This window comes from Eisenbergiella sp. OF01-20, from assembly GCF_003478085.1.
Lineage (GTDB): Bacteria > Bacillota > Clostridia > Lachnospirales > Lachnospiraceae > Eisenbergiella.
Window position 1 is genome coordinate 32,651 of sequence record NZ_QUES01000013.1, and the last position, 18,269, is coordinate 50,919.

Below are 18,269 nucleotides of genomic sequence, written 5' to 3' on the forward strand. Positions count from 1 at the left end.
AATGGGAATTTTAAATGATTTTTCACTGGAAGGGAAAGTGGCTCTGGTAACAGGAGCATCCTATGGTATCGGCTTTGCTATCGCAACCGCCTATGCGCAGGCCGGAGCGACTATTGTGTTTAACGACATCAAGCAGGAACTGGTTGATAAGGGGATTGCCGCTTATAAGGAAGAAGGAATTGAGGCGCACGGCTATGTGTGCGACGTTACCGATGAAGATGCGGTAGCCGGCATGGTTAAGAAAATCGAAGAAGAGGTAGGTGTTATTGATATTCTGGTAAACAATGCCGGTATTATCAAGCGTATCCCTATGCTGGAGATGAGCGCGGATCAGTTCCGTCAGGTGATCGATGTGGATCTGAATGCACCGTTTATCGTATCCAAGGCTGTTATTCCCGGCATGATTAAGAAGGGACACGGCAAGATTATTAACATCTGTTCCATGATGAGCGAGCTGGGGCGTGAAACGGTATCCGCTTATGCGGCAGCCAAAGGCGGACTGAAGATGCTTACCAGGAATATTGCTTCGGAATACGGTGAGTTCAATATTCAGTGTAACGGTATCGGGCCAGGGTATATCGCAACACCTCAGACGGCGCCTCTGCGTGAAATCCAGCCTGACGGCAGCAGGCACCCGTTCGACCAGTTTATTATTGCCAAAACGCCTGCGGCGCGCTGGGGAGATACCGCAGACCTTCAGGGACCCGCTGTGTTCCTGGCATCCGATGCTTCTAATTTTGTCAACGGACATGTCCTTTATGTGGATGGCGGTATTCTGGCTTATATCGGAAAGCAGCCGCAGTAAGTTATGTCCGGCGGGGAATTTGACTGACAGCAAAGCAGGGTAAGATAAATGCCCTGTATATGGAATAAGCAGCTTAAAGGGCCTTCCTGTGCGCGCAGCGGGGAAGGCCCTTACTGCTATCGTAAAAAGTGCAATGGTGAAGGCAGGGAAGCGTAATAAAGATGACGGGAGGAATAAACATGCTTACTTTAAAAATAAAGGATAAAGATAATCAGGTTAAGGGTATGAGCAGCGGGGAAGCGGAAGTAAACCTGGCAGTGCCCTTTGCCTATGAGGAAGGGGATAAAATTGTGGTGGAAACCACGGAAACGCCTTGCCGGCTGTGGCTTCAGCTGGACGATGCGCTGGGGAAATCTCTGGTATACCTTACCGGTACTTATGAATATACCATTCCTTTCGGGGAAAAAAGAGTCTGCTATTCTCCGAAGGTTTTTTCCGGGGAGAAGCATCTTCTGTGCGCAAAAAAGGCAAAGGATTTTGAAATCCATCAATACCGCAATCAGGCGGTGAATGTAAATGATCAGCATGGGAACCAGGTGTGCTATCCAAAAGCATCCGCCAATGTGGAAACGAGAGGGGAATCCGTGTTTGCGGCGATGAATGCCATTGACGGAGTGACGGAAAACCGTTCCCACGGGGAATGGCCTTATGCTTCCTGGGGAATCAACCGGCAGGAGGATGCCAAAATCAGGCTGGATTTCGGCCGGCCTGTTGAGGTGGATACGATAGTGCTGTATACCCGGGCGGATTTCCCGCATGACAACTGGTGGGTGGACGGGAAAATCACGTTTTCCGACGGCAGCCATATGCAGCTTCCCATGGAGAAGTCGGTCCTTCCTCATACCTTTTCCTTTGAAAAGAAAACCATTACCTGGCTGGAAATGGGGGAACTGATCAAGGCGGACGATCCGTCGCCGTTCCCGGCGCTGACCCAGATAGAGGTATACGGAAAAGAAGTATAGGCAGGGTTATGGTTCGGAAATGTCCGCACTGCCACTGAGGAGGAAGAATAGAATGGGGGATCATACGATGAGGAATAACGGGATCAGCATCCGGGAACTGGAAATTTATCTGCAGGAATATACCGCCTGTCTGCAGGCCCATGGGGAAGCGCTTCTGGATAAGCCGATGCCCGAGGCGGATGAAGCCATGTTTTCACTGTATGAAACAACAGGCAACCGGCTTACCTACGAAGCGGTATATTTCGCACGGCGCAAAATGCTCGCCGTTTTCGGATGCCTTTCCCTGCTGGAGGGGAAGGAGGTATATCTGAAAAAGCTGGAGGAAGTCCTGGATGGTATCTGTGAAGAGGAATGCTGGGCGCTTCCCGCCCATATCAACCGGAAGGAGGATGCGGACTGGCGTAATTGTGTGGATCTGTTCGCTTCGGAGACAGCCCAGGCACTTTCGGAAATCATCAGCGGGCTTGGGGACCGTCTGCCGCCGGCTTTGTGTGTAAAGGTGCGGGAGAATGTATACCGAAGGGTGCTTAAGCCGTTTATGGAAGCTCCGGCGCCTTATGCATGGTGGGAAGGCGGGGACAATAACTGGAATGCGGTATGCTGCGGCAGTATCGGCTGTGCGGCGATCTATCTGCTGCAGGATAAGCCGGAGGTTCTGAGGCCTCTCCTGGATCGTATAGTCTGTTCCCTGGAATCCTATATTGCGGGATTTTCCGGGGACGGGGCATGTATGGAGGGACTGGGTTACTTTACTTATGGGATGACCTACTATACCGGCTTTGCCGATAAGCTTTACCGGTATACGGACGGCGGAACCGATTTGATGGAGGGAGCCGTATGCCGGCAGATTGCCTGCTTCCAGCAGAAGTGTTATTTCCCTTCGGGAAGGACGCTCAGTTTTTCAGATGGAGACAGCAGAGATACCTATAAAATGGGATTGACATGTTTTCTGGCAATGAGGTATGCTGAAGTGGAAATACCTCCCCTGTCCTGCGCGGGCGGTTTTGACAATGACAGCTGTTACCGGTTTATGGCGAATTACCGGGATGTGCTTTGGACCAGGGAATATCTGGACCGGGCTGAAAAAGGGATGCTTCCGGCAAAGAACGGGGATGCCGGGGATGCGGACTGTCTGGTCCTGCCCGGAGCGCAGTGGAGCATCTGCCGGGGATTATCCGGCGGGGGTATGGCTGTGAAGGGCGGAAATAACGGGGAGCCTCATAACCATAATGATGTGGGGAGTTTCCTGTATCTGGCCGGAGAGGAAATGCTTCTGACGGATCTGGGAGCGGGAGAATACACCCGGGATTATTTTGGTGATAAAAGGTATGAAATCCTGTGTAACCAGTCTCTTGGACACAGCGTTCCGATTCTTGACGGAGAGGGGCAGAAGGCCGGCCGGCAATATGCGTGCCGCTGGTTTGAGGCAGACGGCCGGGGCGGGACCGTACTTTCCTTCGGGGAAGCCTATGGAAAGGAACAGGTGAAGGAGCTTGTGCGAAGCCTGCGCTATGATCCGGTGAAGGAAACCCTTCTTGTGGAAGATGTGCTGGAAGGCAGGGAAAAGGGGGAAAGCCCGGTTTCCATGAAGGAAAACCTGGTCACGCAATATTATCCCGAAATTACCGGGAACATTATACATATTGCGGGCAGAAAATATGGCTGCCGGATAACGGTTGAGGATCTGGAAGGAAGCATTGGCCTTGAAGCCAAAAAACACGCAAACCATAAGGGTGTGGAGGAAGAGGTATATTGTATAACCTGGGAGGTGCCGGCGGACAACGGTAAGCCGTGGATGAGAAAATGCCGGTTCCGGGTGGAAATGGAGGAAATATGATTAAGGGATTTAAAATGAAGCTCTATGAAGGACAGGAAGCGGAATATGAAAAACGCCATAACCTGCTCTGGCCGGAGATGAAGGACATGATCCATGAGCACGGCGGTAAGAACTATACCATTTTTCTGGACAGAGAGACCCTGACTCTTTTCGGCTGTATAGAGATTGCGGACGAAGAACTCTGGGCCAGAGGGGCGGATACCGCAATCAACCGGAAATGGTGGGATTATATGGCGGATATTATGGAAACAAACCCGGATAACAGTCCGGTAAGTATCGATTTGCAGACCGTTTTCCATCTGGACTGAGAAGCGGCGGGAAGAATACGGAATGGAGAGACTGATATTCCGCCTGAATGCCGCCGTTCCTGCGGTAGCCGGACATGCATGTATATTTTATTCCGTTTTTTACTGATAAAAACAAGAGAAAACGCCTGTATCCCACCGAAAGAACCAGGACTTCACGGAGGAGGCAGGCGTTTGTTATGGAATAGCCGCGGACCGGGAACATATCAGGGAACCGGATGGATGTCGATCATTTTGTGGTAATAGTGAAACTGGGTGCCGTATAAGCCTGTGCCGTCAATTTCGCATTCCCCCACCTGATTGTCGTAAGGGTCTGCACGAAGGCCCTGTTTGACTGGTCTGAGAGGTGCCTGGAATGCGGTGTTCGCCACCATACGGAAGGGATCCAGATTGCAGAAATAAAAGGCACGGCGTTCCTCATCCCCGGCACGGAAGGCACTTCCTCCGAAGGAAAGGTCTGCATGAAGCCAGCCGAAAGGCTCCACATAGAACTGTGCCCAGTCATGAGGGCCGATGGATTCCGGCGTGGCAGACAGACCGGACTGCCAGCGTGCCGGAATGCCTGCAATGCGGCAGAGCGTAATAAAGAGAAGCGCCTGCACGCCGCAGTCCCCTTTCCGGTTCACCGCACAATATTCCGGAATACAGGGGAGCATAAAGTATTCCTTCATAAAGGAATATTTGATGTGAGTGGTTATGTAATCATATATGTTCCTGGCTTTTTCCAGCGGATTGGTTTCACCGCCGATGATATCTGCGGCAAGGGATCGCAGGAAAGGGGTAAAACAGATGTGCGGCGGCACCTCGCCCGTATCGGAATCCGACGGGACGGGGGAAACAACGGCTGCCGCGCTCTGCGGGCCGTCCTTATGTCCGGCAAGAGCGGGATCGGGCTGTTGGTAGCGTATGGTGCTGTCATATTCATATTCCACCCAGAACGCTTCATTTTTTATAAGCGTTTCCCGAAAAGCAACGGTCCTTGCAGGCGAATGGGCCGTATCCAGAGAAAACGGATTATGGCTTGTACGCAGGATCCGCACATTGGAAGAGGGATAATCTTCTTTGGGCACCGGGAGGTGTACCAGGATTTCTTTTCCCGGCACGAAGAAAGCATCTTGGATCTCAAGACCTGCCCGGATATGGATGTGATACCGGAGTGCCCCTTTTTCTTTGATCTGACGGATGGTTTTCAACCGGAACGCGGCCTTGCGGGCGGATTCTTCCGCCAGGGCCGGATTGGAACGGAGAGCGATATCCGGATGTGTTGCCGTTAGCGTTTCAAAGAAACGATGGAAATATCGTTTTTCCCCGTTAAGAAAAAGAAAATCGATCCGGCCCGCCGTTTCCAGTGCCTGGAATTCCTCCTCCGTGAAGGTGGGAATGGTATTCCGGATAAGGGCCAGTGCCTGGGGATAAGTGTAGGGAAAATCAGCAGGAAGGTGGATAAGTCTGACTTTTTCCAGTTCAAGCCTGCCCTGCAGCGCCTCCGGGCAGCCGGAGGATAGGCGGCTGTCGATGAGGGAAATTGCCCGGTCATAATAACCGCTGCTGATGTAGCTTTGGATATCTTCCGGAAGAGGGGCGGAAAGATATTTTATTTTATCATTTATCGTCATAGCATGTCCTTTCTTTTGCCGTGCGGCAGCATGCCGCAGGAAAAATCGGTATTTGTCAATCTTATTTTATCACATTTCCGGAAGCAGGGCGATATGAGCTGAAAATTTTGAAGTAACGTTTGGTGTTTCTCCAAAAAGGGAAGAGGGAACAACAGCATAAAAGGTGCTGCGGCAGGATTACCGGCCTGGCAGCACCTTTTTGGCTGCCGTAACTTAATCGTTTTCCGTGGGCTGTGCGGGCGGCGGGCTGCATTGGGAACCTGAGGAGGCGCAGCAGCAGGGGTCACAGGGAACGTCACAGGAATCCTTAAGAGTCTCTTCGTATTTCGGGGGCCCGAGTTCCAACGGCTTGATTGCCAGATCGAGCAGGTCTCCGCAGACAAAATCCAGACAGATAGTGTCGTCGGTAGGGCGGGTACATGCTTTGGGCACCACTGCTTTTCCGCTGTGGGGAATTTTGTACTGGGAGAAATAAACGGATTTGAGAATAACACTCAAACCTATGGTAGCCATACATTCCTCCGGATCAAAATTCAGGACTTTGGGAATAGCAATCAGGTTCAGACCCTGGGACAGGGCTGTATTATCACAGCCGAAACCGATAACATGAACGATAGCCGGAAGGCAGGGTTCATTGGCATGTGCAACCCCGTAGGGGGCGTAAATTTCCAGCTCCACGGAAGTGGGGTTGGTATCTTCATCCATATATTCGTATTCCGGGGAGGTCTCATTGGCAGGGAGGTAATTGGCAGTTACGACCTGTGTTGCGAGAACCCTTTTTGCGCAGTCGTAAAAGGTAACAAAAAAGACAACCTGAAGGTTAGTCAGTGTTACAAGATAACAGTTGGGGCGTCCGCTGATGGGTTCAGCAGTGACCGCTGTTTCCCCATAGGTTTCAAAACAAATATCCATAACCTGTACGGAAATGCTGTCCACATTGGTTACGGGTGCTTCCATGGGAATGTTCCGGCAGAGATTGATGCCAAGCTCATCATAAACAACAGGGGTGAGGACTGTCAGACAGTCGGGATCACCGCATATGGGGTCCGTGCAGACGTCCAGACATTTTCCTTTTTTGTCAATGCCGCAGCTCACATATCTTTTTGAGCAGCATTTACAGCTTTTGGATTTGCAGTTAGGCATATGGAATGCTCCTTATAAAAATACTTACTATATCCTATGCACTCTGCTTCTTTTTGTTCGGGAATGGAAATATATTTATGAGAGGGGATAAGGAACAGTCTGAATGGTTCCTATGAAAAGGAAAAAGGAGGAGGATGCAGAATGGCTTACCAGATATTGGAGATGTCGGACGGACAAAGAGTGGCGCTGTATGCACAGGGAAATTCCGTATTATATTGTTTTCTGCCTTTTGCAAGAGGCATGATACCTACAGAAGTGAGGAGAGATTATCTGGCCCATTTCGAAGCGGGGGTTTTCCGGGATACGGTATGCTATGTATATGAGGATTTGGATCATAATGTTATTCTGGATACCCTGGGAGCCGGTCCCGCGAGGATTATCCTTACAGCCGGCCCGCTGGGGTATGGCTTCTGTAACCTGCGTCTGGTGGTACGGGACGGGGAGCTGTATCTCTTCTATCAGGCGTATTCCGGAAGAGATAAGGGATACGGCCTTTATGTCTGTATGCCTTATCAGGAGAACCGGCGCGGTGTGATATTTGAGATGGAAAGCAGTGACAGCGAGGACGGAAAAAAGACAGGCCAGCCCGACAGCGCAGGAAATGGCGTAAACCTAAAAACCCCGCCTTCAGGGAAAGCGGCTTTTGTACCTGTGGATTACCGGATAATCACGACGGATCCAGGCACCATACTGACCTGCGCGGATAGGACCAGCGGTGAACTGCGGATATTTGAATGGAAGCAGGAGCTTATTTTCGAGGAACGAAAGGTACTGGGAGAAGAAGAGCACGGACGCAGGCTGAACCGCCTTCAGGCGGCCTGGCAGGAGGACCGGGAGGGCTGGGAACTGCAGAAGGAAGAGATACAGGCAGAAGCGCTGGCCAGACTGGGAGAGCTGCAGCAGGAGAGGGAGGAACGCCTAATCCAGTGCAGGAAAGAGTATGAAGGGAAGGTTACCCGTCTGCGGGGGGAATACGAAGAAAAGCTTTCCAAATGTAAGGAAGGATATGAAAAGCAGCTTCTTGCGGCTAAACGACAGTATGATGAACTGGCGCAGACTGCAATACGTCTTCAGCAGATCGGGAGAAAGTGGCGGGATAAATATTTTGAGAAGGATGACGGGGAGTAGGAATGAGAGCAGATCCTTTGGGAATATAGGCGGCAGGCGCCATTCCGAAATATTTTTAGGATACGCAGATAAAATGTCTGGATGCGGCGCCGCCTGGTATCTGACCCGGAAAGAACCTGGAAAACAGGTTACAGTCCATATTTTTTGTACAGCCTTTTTCGCAGGGCAGCATCTTCTGCTGCCCGCAGAATATCAGGGATCCTGTCCTCTTCGGCCAGTTTCTGGATTAGAAGGGCAAGCCTGGATTCCCCTTTTTTGGCACCCTCATCCCGACAGTCCTCCATCCATTCATCAAATGCTTTACACATATCAACCACACCTCCTTCCGATTGTTCCATCTTGTATTTCTTAAGTTTCCGGGAATTCGTACAGGTGACAATCACTTCAAAACCCCGTTCTGTCATTTTTGAAAAAGCATCTTTGTTTTCGGATATAAATGTTTTCATAGCTTTTGTATCATCAACCCGCTGCAGGATGCCCATAACCTCTCTTAACTCCGTATGGAATAAATCGACATCCATATCCTTTTTAACCGAATATACCCGAAGCGGATAGTCCGGGATTTCCTGGCGCAGAAGTGTGGGAACTCCGGAAAAATCCAGAATATCGTGAATGCATGCCGGATGCTGCCACTCTTCGCTTCCATAATAAACAACGATAGTGAAAACGGGAAGGAGCAAGTCTGCTTCATCAAAATAAGCAACGCCTTTTCTTTCCTTATGGTCGGCTATTATTGCTTTAATCTGCCGTCCGTATTCGTCCGCATCATACCGCATACACCGTACCGGCATCCGGAAATCCCTGTGCTCCTGGTTCTCTACGGCTAATACGGCAGCAGGGGCGTTGCGGTACAGCAGCTTCTTAATATCCCGAAACTGTTTGCTTTTGGTGGCTTGTGCACAATCCAGCGGATGAAGTTCTTCCGGCTGTATTACCCTGCTTCCATGAAAACAGCACCCGTTTATAAGATCTGCAAATATATGCGGATCCGCAATAAAATCATTCAGGATAATATCTTTTTTACCCATAGGTTTCTCCTGTTTATTATAATACTGCTGTACGTAAAAAATCAATCATAATTTGGTTCTTTTTAAAGGATTATTTGAGAGATCTCTCAATGATTCAACAAGAATTTTATAGGATTTCTATAATAATAAGAGAATAACAGATACCGTAAAAAAATACAAGCTGTATTTTCAGTTTCCCCATTCCCTGTGTAACAATTCGTTACCATTCAGGGCCCCTTGTGCCGCCGCCCCGGCAGCGGTTCATAAAAAACAATATTTTCGAAAAAAACCAACATGACCGGGAGAAAATAACATGATATAGTAAAGAATATAGTATGGTAAAGGTATTGAAAAATTACTATATATGTTATAATAGGGCAGGAGAAAATAGTTAATAACCTGAATAAAGGGGAGGAATCAGAATGAACGAAGTATTGGAGCAAATCAGAAAAATAGGTATTGTCCCTGTGGTAAAGCTTGACAGGGTGGAGGATGCGGTGCCGCTGGCAGAAAGCCTGATAAACGGCGGGCTTCCCTGTGCGGAGGTTACGTTCCGAACACCGGCGGCGGCGGGGGCTATTGCAGCTATCCGCAAGGCGTTTCCGGACATGCTCCTGGGAGCGGGTACGGTTCTTACCACCGGGCAGGTTGATGAAGCCATGGAAGCGGGAGCAACCTTTATCGTCAGCCCGGGGCTGAACCCGGAGGTGGTTAAATATTGTGTGGATAATAAAATCCCCGTAACCCCCGGCTGCTCGAATCCCAGCGATATTGAGACAGCCATTTCCCTGGGGCTGGATGTGGTAAAGTTTTTCCCGGCGGAAGCGGCAGGAGGACTTGCCATGATCAAGGCGATGTCCGCTCCTTATGTAAATATGAAATTTATGCCCACCGGCGGTATCAGTGCCAAGAACCTGAATGAATATCTCAGCTTCAATAAGATCATCGCCTGCGGCGGAAGCTGGATGGTAAAGGATGATTTGATTAAAGCCGGTGAGTTTGACAAGATAGAAGCGCTGACAAGGGAAGCGGTTGAACTGATGCTGGGCTTTGAGCTGGCCCATGTGGGAATCAACGAAACCGACGGGGAAGCGGCGGATCATACCGCCGGACGTTTTGAGTCCATATTCGGGTTTGGGAAGAAAACCGGATCCGCATCCGTATTTGCAGGAACGGCCGTGGAGGTAATGAAAGCTCCCGGACTTGGCGCAAAGGGACATATCGGCATCCGCACCAACTATATTGAAAGAGCCGTAAATTATCTGGAAAACCAGGGCGTGGAATTTAATCCCTCCAGCGCCAAGTATGATGAAAAGGGGAACCTGAAGGCTATTTATCTGAAGGAAGAAGTGGGCGGCTTTGCCGTACATCTGGTACAGAAATAACAATACTTACAGGAGCGAAGGCTGAAAAAGAAAGGTGAGGAAATCATGAGCAAAGTAGTAACATTTGGAGAGATTATGCTGAGGCTGGCACCGGAGGGCTACTACCGTTTTGTGCAGGCGGAAAATTATGTGGCGACTTATGGGGGCGGGGAAGCAAACGTGTCTGTATCCCTGGCCAATTACGGTCTGGAGTCCAAATTCGTAAGCAAGCTTCCCAAGCATGAAATCGGACAGGCAGGGGTGAATTCTTTACGGAAATTCGGTGTGGATACTTCCGATATCGTGAGGGGCGGAAACCGTGTCGGTATTTATTATCTGGAAAAAGGCGCCAGCCAGCGTCCTTCCAAAGTTATTTATGACCGTGCAGGCTCTTCTATTGCAGAGGCGGTTAAGGAGGATTTTGACTGGGATAAGATTTTTGAAGGGGTGGATTGGTTCCATTTTACCGGAATTACGCCTGCACTTGGGGAAAACGTTGCGGAGATCTGTATGGAAGCGGTAAAAAAGGCAAAAGAAAAGGGCATCACCGTAAGCTGTGATTTGAATTACAGAAATAAGCTCTGGAGCAAAGAAAAAGCGGGCCGGGTAATGGGTGAGCTTTGCAAGTACGTGGACGTCTGCATTGCCAATGAAGAAGATGCCGGCGACGTATTCGGCATCAAGGCCGCCGATACGGATATAACCAGCGGCCAGGTGAACCATGAGGGCTATAAGGATGTGGCGAAGCAGCTGGCCGACCGTTTTGGTTTCAGCAAGGTTGCCATTACCCTGAGAAGCTCTATCTCCGCCAACGATAATAAATGGGCGGCAATGCTGTATGACGGAACGGAATATTATTTCAGCAAAAATTACCTGATGCATATAGTGGACCGTGTCGGCGGCGGAGATTCCTTTGGGGCAGGCCTGATCTACAGCTGCCTGCAGAATATGGAACCCCAGCAGATTATCGAATTCGCGGTGGCGGCAAGCTGTCTGAAGCACAGCATTGAAGGCGACTTCAATATGGTTTCCGTGGATGAAGTATGCAAGCTTGCAGGCGGGGATGCGTCAGGAAGGGTACAGCGCTGATGCTGTCATAAGAATACAATACTATACCTATAAAAAGCCGCAGGATTATTTTTTCCCTGCGGCTTTTGCCGCGGGCTTTATAGGGGAAAGACAGGAGACGGCGATGAAAATCGACAGAATGCTGGAAATTATTATTTACATAGTCAATCATGATAATGTTTCGGCCAGTTATCTGGCGGAACGGTTCGGCGTATCCGTACGGACCATTCAAAGGGATATGGTCAGCATTTCCTCTATTGGGATACCGGTATATGCCGTGGGAGGAAAATATGGGGGATACTCCATTTTGCCGACTTATAAGATGAAAAACCTGAATATCCGGGAGGAGGAACAGCAGATGATACGCAAGGCCCTGGAGAGCCTTGCCACATCTTATACAAATACTACGCTGGACGGGCTTCTTGAAAAATACAACGCGATTGTGGAAAAAGAAGGAGGACAGAAGGTTTTCTGGGATTTCAGTGTTTCCAGGGAAAATAAAAAGGTTCAGGATACGAACCGGCTTCTCGAGAAAGCGATAGAGGACAGGAGACTTGTTACCTTTTCCTATCAGAAGGCGGACGGGGAATCATCGGATCAAAAGGTGGAGCCGCTGGCCATCCATTATAAATGGTATGCATGGTATCTGTTTGCCTATTCGGAGTACCGGCAGGCATACCGGACCTATAAGATTGCCAGAATGCGGGATATCCGAACAGAAGAGAGGAGAGGGACTAAAGAGCATGGAGATATCCGGGAACGGATGAAGGAGTCGGAAACCGCCTATTATCAGACCTGTATTGCCATTGAGGTACATTTTTCTGAAAAGGAAACCGGGCTTATGGAGGAATTTTTTCCGGACTGCCCAATAGAAAGGCTGGGGGATGAGCAGTGCAGGATTTTCATTCATGTCCCGCCCGGAGAACGGCTTTGGAAAGCACTGCTGCTCAGTTTTGGAGACAGGGTGCGGGTAGTGGGGCCGGAGGTATATAAAAAAGAATTGATCCAAACCTCGCAACAATTTTTATCCAATTACGACATATAGCTGTCGCAGATACCTGTTATGATAAGGGAAAGGCTTCCGGAGCGGAGCAGCCATAGGCATGACAGGGAGGATTAGCTGATGGGAAAAACGGAAAAGGAAATCAAAGAAAGATTATATGCATTGGGAGCGGATTTGTGCGGGATAGCAGGGATAGACCGGTTTGACGGCGCGCCGGAGGGATATCATCCGCGGGATGTCCTACCCTCCTGCCAATCGGTCATCGTATTCGCCTGCCGTTTCCCCGCGGGAACATTGGCCTGCGGATCCGGGGTGCCTTATACGGTAGTCAGGAATATTTTATCCGACAAAATGGATAAAATGGCGGTCCAATTCTGTGCGGATATGGAAAAGCTTCATATCCTTGCGGTACCCATAAGGACGAACGGTGCGGAGCGAGACAAAAAAACGGGGAGATGGAGAAGTATTGTTTCCGTAAAACATGCGGCCCAGGCGGCGGGGCTTGGTACAATCGGCAGAAATACCCTGCTGCTTACCCCGGAATATGGGAGTATGGTCTGGCTCAGTTTGCTATTGACGGAGCTTGTGCTGGAAGCGGATGATCAAAAGGAGAATATCTGCTCCAACTGCGGCAGGTGCGTGGATATCTGTCCGGTGAACGCATTGGAAAGCCCGGAAATGGATCAAAATGCCTGCTGGGCTTATGCTTTTGGTGAAGTAAAGGAAGACTGGCGCATCAGCTGTCATCGGTGCAGGGATATCTGCCCGTTCCTTTTAGGTTCTGAGAACAAAGCGATGGCCCGGGAAAACAGGAGCAACGGTGAAACCGCCGGAGAACGGATAGCCGGGCAGCCGGAAGGATGAGGAAGGGGATATTCGGGCCGGTATTCCGGCCCGGGGAGATTCCCTGTTCGTCCGTTGGTTACAGAAGCGCTTCAAAAATCTGTTTTTGTTTTCCCGGGCAGTTATTTTTTATGGAATAGTACAGACAATGCTGAAGGCTTCCGTGATATACGATATCTTCTGTCCTGTCAATGCGGGCCATGCCGCATTTTTCCATTACCCGGAAGCTTGCCGTATTCTTTTCAAAAGCGGCAGCAATAATTTCTGTAAATCCTTTTTGAAACAAATAGGTGATAACCCCCTTCATCGCTTCTGTTGCATATCCGCAATTACGGTATCCGGGATTTATTACATAACCCATTTCTATTCTGTCCCCATCAATATCCACGTCATTGACAAAGCCTATCAGCTGGTTTTTTAAATAGATTCCGGCTTCCTCATGTTCTCCGGATAAGGAGAGGGCTTTCAGTTTTTGGAACATACCTGCGGCTTCCTCTGCGGAGTGAAAATCGGGGATCATAAAGGTTTCCTTTATATTTTCATCCATGAGAAGGCGGATCATAGCATCCTTATCCGCATCGGTATAGGGTCTTATTTCCAGTCGTTTGGTTATGATATTCATATGTTTAGATTCTCCTGTTCGAGTATGGGTGGCCGGGAAATAGCGTTGTCTGATGTGATTTTAAAATACACAGGCAGTGCTGTCAAGTCAGATACCCTGCAGCAAGCTGCAGGCAGCGGTACCTGTAAATGAGGCTGCACAGAAAAAAAAGAAATAATAGTTGACAGCTCTATCTGTAAATGATATAGTTACAGTAACAAATGTAAAAAAAATAATTACAGTTAAAAGCCAGAAAGGAGATGCAGCATTGAACAGTGATTTTTGTGTGGCTGTGCATGGACTGGTATATTTGAAGCATAAAGGCTCTGTCATTCCCAGCGAAGAGCTGGCATCGAATATCTGCACCAATCCGGCCCGTGTGAGGAAAGTGATGGCCAGGCTGAAAAAGGCCGGTCTGGTAGAGACAAAGGAAGGGAAGGTAGGCGGTTATTCCCGTGTGGAAAAAGCCGGGGATATAACATTGTACACGATTGCGGAGGCGCTTTCCATCCGGTTCGTGGACGCTTCGTGGCGCAGCGGCGACAGTGACATGAGCTGTCTGATCGCCTCCGGTATGGCGGAGGTAATGAACGGAATTTACCTGGAGCTGGACGGATTATGTCTGGATAAGCTAAAACAGATTACCGTAGGAGAGATAGAAACCCAATTGTTTTCCGGAAAAAGAAAAGGAGAAGCACAATGAAGGAATTTGATAACATTATTATAGGATTTGGAAAGGGCGGAAAAACGCTGGCCGGCGCACTGGCCGGGAAAGGGGAGAGAACAGCTCTTATCGAGCGTTCCGATAAAATGTATGGCGGAACCTGTATCAATGTGGCCTGTATTCCCAGTAAATTCCTGGAAAACAGTGCAAGGCTGTCAGCTGCAATGGGCGGCAGCTTTCAGGAAAAAGCGGAGCGCTATCAAAAGACGATACTGGAAAAAAGAGAAGTGATAGGGGATCTGCGGCAGAAAAACCTGGCTAAGGCTGTGGGAGCCGGCGTGGAAGTGATAACAGGGACGGCTTCTTTTGTGGATGATCACAAAATCCGGGTGTCTTATCCGGATGGTTCCGGGGAAGAATTGTATGGAAAGAAAATTTTTATCAATACCGGCGCAAAACCTTTTATTCCCCCTATTGCAGGATTGAAGGAAAGCCGTTATGCTTATACAAGCGAAGGAATGATGGAACTGGAAGAACTGCCGGAGAAGCTTCTTATTATAGGAGGCGGCTATATCGGCCTGGAATTTGCCTCTTACTATTCCAATTTCGGATCGGATGTGACAGTAATTCAGGACGGGGAAGCTTTTATACCCCGGGAGGATGCGGAAGTGGCGGAATCCGTGCTTGCGCATATGACGGAGGTGGGGATCCATATTCTCCGCAGTTCGGCGGTTACGGAAGTGAAGGATGGCCCGGACGGAGCAAACGTGACGGTCAAATCCGGAGACAGGGAAGAAACGCTTCTGGTTCAGGCGATTCTGGTAGCTACCGGCAGAAGGCCGAATGTGGAAGAACTGCATCCCGAGCGTGCGGGCATCCAGCTGACAAAGCGGGGGGCGGTTTGGACCGATGAGGGCCTGCGTACATCCGTTCCTCACATCTGGGCAATGGGAGATGTGGCGGGAGGTCTTCAGTTTACTTATATTTCCCTGGATGACAGCCGTATCGTAAAATCACAGATACTTGGAGACGGAAGCAGGAGTACAAAAAACCGAGGGGCAGTGCCCTACACCGTATTTCTGGATCCCCCGTTGTCAAGAGTCGGCATGACAGAAGCACAAGCGCGTGAGGCAGGCTATGAGGTTAAGGTTGCACGGCTGCAGACCGCAGCGGCACCGAGAGCACGTGTACTGAAAGCTACCACAGGCATGCTGAAGGCAGTGATCGATGCGGGTACAGGGCAGATTCTGGGAGCACATTTTTACTGTGCCGAATCCCATGAGCTGATTAACCTGATTAAGCTCGCCATGGATGCAGGGATTCCTTATACGGTTTTGCGGGATAATATTTACAATCATCCCACTATGAGCGAAACCTTCAATGATTTCTTTGCTGCAGTTAACTAACACTTACGTAAAAGGAGATGATTATGGGTCTGTCAGTTGAAACCGGAATTCCGGTAATTACCGTATTTTTACAGGGGCTTCTCAGCTTTTTCTCCCCCTGTGTGCTGCCTCTTGTACCCTTGTATGTCAGCTATCTGGCAGGGGGCACCAAGACGGTGGATGAAAATGGGAATGTACATTACCCTCGTAAAAAGGTGATGGTGAATACACTGTTTTTTGTGCTGGGTGTCAGCTTCACCTTTTTCCTGTTGGGATTCGGCTTTACCGCTATGGGCCGTTTCTTTACCACGAACCGTGCCTGGTTTGCGCGGATCAGCGGTATTATCATGATATTGTTCGGCTTATATCAGCTGGGTGTGTTCGGCCGTTCGGAAACCATAGAAAGAGAACACCGACTGCCCTTCCGGCTGGATCGGTTTTCAATGAACCCGCTGGTGGCGCTGATTCTTGGATTCACCTTCAGTTTTGCCTGGACGCCCTGCGTAGGCCCTACACTAGGCAGCGTGCTGCTGATGGCATCTTCTTCGGCTTCCTCAGCAAAGGGTTTCCTTCTCGTCGGCGTTTATACGCTGGGATTTGTGATTCCTTTCCTTGCCGTAGGCATCTTTACCGGTTCTGTCCTCGATTTCTTCAAGAGAAAGAGGAATGTGGTGAAATATACCGTGAAAATCGGTGCCGCCCTGCTGATCCTTATGGGTGTTATGACCCTGACCGGATTTATGAACGGAATCACCAGCTACCTGTCCAAGGTACAGCTGGGAGGAGGAACCCAGGAGCAGGTGCAGGAGACCCAGTCCGTTAATGGGACGGAAGGGGCAGGAGAAAGCGGAACCGCAGCAGGAACGGACGGAGAGGCGGCGAATGCCCCTTCTTCGGAGACGGCGGAAGAGGAAAGTACCGAAGAGGAGAAAATACAGGCGCCTGATTTTACGTTGGTGGACCAATACGGGGAGACACATACGCTCTCTGACTATAAAGGAAAAACGGTATTTTTGAATTTCTGGGCGACCTGGTGTCCGCCCTGCAAGGGAGAAATGCCGGATATCCAGAAGCTGTATGAAAAATATGGAAGCAACGGCGAGGATCTGGTGGTGTTAGGAGTGGCGAATCCCAAAACGGATGAGAATCCGTATAACCAGGACGGCACCCAGGAAGAGGTGGAAAAATTCCTCACCGACAACGGCTATACTTTCCCGGTTGTCATGGATACCACCGGAGAAATATTCAGCCAGTACGGCATCCGTTCCTTCCCTACAACCTTTATGATTGATAAGGACGGAAATGTATTCGGCTACGTATCCGGCGCTCTCAGCGCGGATATGATGGAAAGCGTGGTTTCCCAGACCATGTCGGGGAAAAGAACGCAATAGGACGTAAGAAGTACGTAAAAAACGCCCGGAGCAGCCTGCTCCGGGCGTTTTTACGATGATTGGGATAACAAGAAAGGTCACAGCTGCCGGGTAAAGATACACAGACCGGAAGGAAGATCCGGGAAATGAAGAATTTCCTGTACCAGAAAGCCGTTTTTTTCTAAAACACGGCAGGAGCCTGTATTATCCTGCACTACGTAGGCTTTCAGGCAGCTGAAGTGTTCCTGCCGGGCGATATCTGTCAGATGCCGGACTACCTCCGTGCTGTAGCCCTGGTTCCAGAAACGGGGATAGAGAAAGACGGACATGGAACGGGACGCGCCGTCGTTTTCTTCTTTTTTTAATGCGGCCACCCCTACCGGGGCGAGTGTATCCTTCCGGCAGATCAGGTATCCGTAATTGCCGAAAGTTGTGTATTCCCGGTATAAGTCTTCCGCCTCCTGCCTGCTTGTATGGGTGGAAAACCGCATGTATCTGGCGACCTCGGGATCGGAAGTGAGAGAAAAAATGGTAGGGATATCCTCCTGGGACAGCGGGCGGAGAAACAGTTGATCGGTATTCATTGGTTACCTCCTGTGATGATGGTGTTATTACTGCAGTAATTTATAATAGATCCGGCTGTCTTCGCCTCCCACATCCGGGCGGTTTTCTTGATAGAGAAAACCGTACTTTTCATAAAGTCCGATATGATCCGTAGCCAGATATACCTTCTGACAGCCGGCTTTTACAGCCTCCGCGCAGGCATGGCTGATTAATTGCCCGGCATACCGGTGTCCGCGGTATGCCGGTGCCGTAAAAACAAAACCAAGCCACGGGTAAAGCGTTTCATCAGCGATACAGTCTTTATGGGTAAGGGTTGCAAAAGACACTATTTTTCCCCCATCCGTCATAAGATAAAGTTTTCCGCCCTGCCCCAGGGTGTCTTCAAAACGGTTTTCCTTTAATAAATCCGCCAGATACCCGGCAGCGCGCCAGGGGAAACCTTCTATTTCTTTTATCCAGTGTTCCTTCTGTCCGTCTTCAAAATATTCAATGATTTGCATAAATGTTTGCCTCCCTGTGTTCTATCGGAATCCTGTTTATAAGGTTTTGAATGAACCGTACTGCAGGAATGTATTTATCTTATCACGTTTATGTATGATTTACC

Annotated in this window: 18 protein-coding genes; 12 read left to right on the forward strand and 6 right to left on the reverse strand. The window is 49.5% G+C overall.

Annotated features, from left to right (window positions below):
* Position 1 precedes the first annotated feature (1 nt).
* The 4 genes from DXA36_RS15950 to rhaM all read left to right on the forward strand — a co-directional run bounded on the left by DXA36_RS15950 (position 2) and on the right by rhaM (position 3,912).
* On the forward strand, positions 2 to 805 hold the full coding sequence (locus tag DXA36_RS15950) for a gluconate 5-dehydrogenase (protein ID WP_118680519.1): 804 nt from the start codon (positions 2 to 4) through the stop codon (positions 803 to 805).
* Between the two features lie 179 nt (positions 806 to 984).
* Complete coding sequence (locus DXA36_RS15955; protein ID WP_118680520.1) at positions 985 to 1,767, forward strand: DUF7402 domain-containing protein; 783 nt, start codon at positions 985 to 987, stop codon at positions 1,765 to 1,767.
* Between the two features lie 52 nt (positions 1,768 to 1,819).
* On the forward strand, positions 1,820 to 3,604 hold the full coding sequence (locus DXA36_RS15960) for a heparinase II/III domain-containing protein (protein ID WP_182479102.1): 1,785 nt from the start codon (positions 1,820 to 1,822) through the stop codon (positions 3,602 to 3,604).
* Positions 3,601 to 3,912, forward strand: a complete 312-nt coding sequence (gene rhaM / locus DXA36_RS15965; protein ID WP_118680522.1) for an L-rhamnose mutarotase — start codon at positions 3,601 to 3,603, stop codon at positions 3,910 to 3,912. The genes DXA36_RS15960 and rhaM overlap by 4 nt, the downstream gene beginning before the upstream one ends.
* A gap of 203 nt (positions 3,913 to 4,115) precedes the next feature.
* Here the strand turns inward: rhaM and DXA36_RS15970 are convergent, their stop codons facing one another.
* Both DXA36_RS15970 and DXA36_RS15975 read right to left on the reverse strand, forming a co-directional pair.
* Entirely contained in the window at positions 4,116 to 5,525 is a 1,410-nt protein-coding gene (locus DXA36_RS15970; protein WP_118680523.1) for a transglutaminase-like domain-containing protein, read from the reverse strand.
* 213 nt (positions 5,526 to 5,738) lie between these two features.
* Positions 5,739 to 6,668 (reverse strand): hypothetical protein, encoded by a 930-nt coding sequence (locus tag DXA36_RS15975; protein WP_118680524.1) that lies wholly within the window; start codon positions 6,666 to 6,668, stop codon positions 5,739 to 5,741.
* A gap of 141 nt (positions 6,669 to 6,809) precedes the next feature.
* On the opposite strand from DXA36_RS15975, the gene DXA36_RS15980 reads away from it, so the two are divergent.
* Complete coding sequence (locus DXA36_RS15980) at positions 6,810 to 7,796, forward strand: hypothetical protein (protein ID WP_118680525.1); 987 nt, start codon at positions 6,810 to 6,812, stop codon at positions 7,794 to 7,796.
* A gap of 128 nt (positions 7,797 to 7,924) precedes the next feature.
* Here the strand turns inward: DXA36_RS15980 and DXA36_RS15985 are convergent, their stop codons facing one another.
* Positions 7,925 to 8,824 carry an Rpn family recombination-promoting nuclease/putative transposase gene (locus DXA36_RS15985; protein ID WP_118680526.1) on the reverse strand — a complete coding sequence of 300 codons (900 nt, stop codon included), beginning with the start codon at positions 8,822 to 8,824 and terminating at the stop codon, positions 7,925 to 7,927.
* Positions 8,825 to 9,225: 401 nt separating this feature from the next.
* Here DXA36_RS15985 and DXA36_RS15990 point away from each other — a divergent pair, with 401 nt between their 5' ends.
* The 4 genes from DXA36_RS15990 (at position 9,226) to DXA36_RS16005 (ending at position 13,102) form a co-directional block, all read left to right on the forward strand.
* Positions 9,226 to 10,188, forward strand: coding sequence for a bifunctional 4-hydroxy-2-oxoglutarate aldolase/2-dehydro-3-deoxy-phosphogluconate aldolase (locus DXA36_RS15990; RefSeq protein WP_118680527.1), 963 nt, complete (start codon positions 9,226 to 9,228; stop codon positions 10,186 to 10,188).
* 42 nt (positions 10,189 to 10,230) lie between these two features.
* Positions 10,231 to 11,256, forward strand: coding sequence for a PfkB family carbohydrate kinase (locus DXA36_RS15995; RefSeq protein WP_182479114.1), 1,026 nt, complete (start codon positions 10,231 to 10,233; stop codon positions 11,254 to 11,256).
* A 103-nt stretch (positions 11,257 to 11,359) separates the two neighbouring features.
* On the forward strand, positions 11,360 to 12,280 hold the full coding sequence (locus DXA36_RS16000) for a helix-turn-helix transcriptional regulator (protein ID WP_118680595.1): 921 nt from the start codon (positions 11,360 to 11,362) through the stop codon (positions 12,278 to 12,280).
* Positions 12,281 to 12,358: 78 nt separating this feature from the next.
* Positions 12,359 to 13,102, forward strand: coding sequence for a 4Fe-4S binding protein (locus tag DXA36_RS16005; RefSeq protein ID WP_118680529.1), 744 nt, complete (start codon positions 12,359 to 12,361; stop codon positions 13,100 to 13,102).
* 58 nt (positions 13,103 to 13,160) lie between these two features.
* Here the strand turns inward: DXA36_RS16005 and DXA36_RS16010 are convergent, their stop codons facing one another.
* The gene (locus DXA36_RS16010) at positions 13,161 to 13,703 is read right to left on the reverse strand and encodes a GNAT family N-acetyltransferase (RefSeq protein ID WP_118680530.1); all 543 of its coding nucleotides are present in this window, start codon (positions 13,701 to 13,703) and stop codon (positions 13,161 to 13,163) included.
* A 247-nt stretch (positions 13,704 to 13,950) separates the two neighbouring features.
* Between DXA36_RS16010 and DXA36_RS16015 the strand changes: the two genes are divergently transcribed.
* The 3 genes from DXA36_RS16015 to DXA36_RS16025 are packed head-to-tail and all read left to right on the forward strand — an operon-like array spanning position 13,951 to position 17,122.
* A complete protein-coding gene (locus tag DXA36_RS16015; protein ID WP_118680531.1) occupies positions 13,951 to 14,385 on the forward strand; it encodes an RrF2 family transcriptional regulator in 435 nt (144 codons plus the stop codon).
* A complete protein-coding gene (locus tag DXA36_RS16020; RefSeq protein WP_118680532.1) occupies positions 14,382 to 15,752 on the forward strand; it encodes an FAD-dependent oxidoreductase in 1,371 nt (456 codons plus the stop codon). Before DXA36_RS16015 ends, DXA36_RS16020 begins: the two co-directional genes overlap by 4 nt.
* A gap of 23 nt (positions 15,753 to 15,775) precedes the next feature.
* A complete protein-coding gene (locus DXA36_RS16025; protein WP_118680533.1) occupies positions 15,776 to 17,122 on the forward strand; it encodes a cytochrome c biogenesis protein/redoxin in 1,347 nt (448 codons plus the stop codon).
* Between the two features lie 77 nt (positions 17,123 to 17,199).
* On the opposite strand, the gene DXA36_RS16030 is transcribed toward DXA36_RS16025, so the two are convergent.
* Entirely contained in the window at positions 17,200 to 17,685 is a 486-nt protein-coding gene (locus tag DXA36_RS16030; RefSeq protein WP_118680534.1) for a GNAT family N-acetyltransferase, read from the reverse strand.
* 27 nt (positions 17,686 to 17,712) lie between these two features.
* Positions 17,713 to 18,165, reverse strand: coding sequence for a GNAT family N-acetyltransferase (locus DXA36_RS16035; RefSeq protein ID WP_118680535.1), 453 nt, complete (start codon positions 18,163 to 18,165; stop codon positions 17,713 to 17,715).
* Positions 18,166 to 18,269 lie beyond the last annotated feature (104 nt).

Coding starts and splice junctions, on each gene's coding strand:
- DXA36_RS16000 (WP_118680595.1), top strand. CDS start 11,360: ATGAAAATCGACAGAATGCTGGAAATTATTATTTACATAGTCAATCAT.
- DXA36_RS16005 (WP_118680529.1), top strand. CDS start 12,359: ATGGGAAAAACGGAAAAGGAAATCAAAGAAAGATTATATGCATTGGGA.
- DXA36_RS16030 (WP_118680534.1), bottom strand. CDS start 17,685: ATGAATACCGATCAACTGTTTCTCCGCCCGCTGTCCCAGGAGGATATC.
- DXA36_RS15955 (WP_118680520.1), top strand. CDS start 985: ATGCTTACTTTAAAAATAAAGGATAAAGATAATCAGGTTAAGGGTATG.
- DXA36_RS16025 (WP_118680533.1), top strand. CDS start 15,776: ATGGGTCTGTCAGTTGAAACCGGAATTCCGGTAATTACCGTATTTTTA.
- DXA36_RS15990 (WP_118680527.1), top strand. CDS start 9,226: ATGAACGAAGTATTGGAGCAAATCAGAAAAATAGGTATTGTCCCTGTG.
- DXA36_RS16020 (WP_118680532.1), top strand. CDS start 14,382: ATGAAGGAATTTGATAACATTATTATAGGATTTGGAAAGGGCGGAAAA.
- DXA36_RS16035 (WP_118680535.1), bottom strand. CDS start 18,165: ATGCAAATCATTGAATATTTTGAAGACGGACAGAAGGAACACTGGATA.
- DXA36_RS15980 (WP_118680525.1), top strand. CDS start 6,810: ATGGCTTACCAGATATTGGAGATGTCGGACGGACAAAGAGTGGCGCTG.
- DXA36_RS16010 (WP_118680530.1), bottom strand. CDS start 13,703: ATGAATATCATAACCAAACGACTGGAAATAAGACCCTATACCGATGCG.
- rhaM (WP_118680522.1), top strand. CDS start 3,601: ATGATTAAGGGATTTAAAATGAAGCTCTATGAAGGACAGGAAGCGGAA.
- DXA36_RS15985 (WP_118680526.1), bottom strand. CDS start 8,824: ATGGGTAAAAAAGATATTATCCTGAATGATTTTATTGCGGATCCGCAT.
- DXA36_RS15975 (WP_118680524.1), bottom strand. CDS start 6,668: ATGCCTAACTGCAAATCCAAAAGCTGTAAATGCTGCTCAAAAAGATAT.
- DXA36_RS15970 (WP_118680523.1), bottom strand. CDS start 5,525: ATGACGATAAATGATAAAATAAAATATCTTTCCGCCCCTCTTCCGGAA.
- DXA36_RS15950 (WP_118680519.1), top strand. CDS start 2: ATGGGAATTTTAAATGATTTTTCACTGGAAGGGAAAGTGGCTCTGGTA.
- DXA36_RS15960 (WP_182479102.1), top strand. CDS start 1,820: ATGGGGGATCATACGATGAGGAATAACGGGATCAGCATCCGGGAACTG.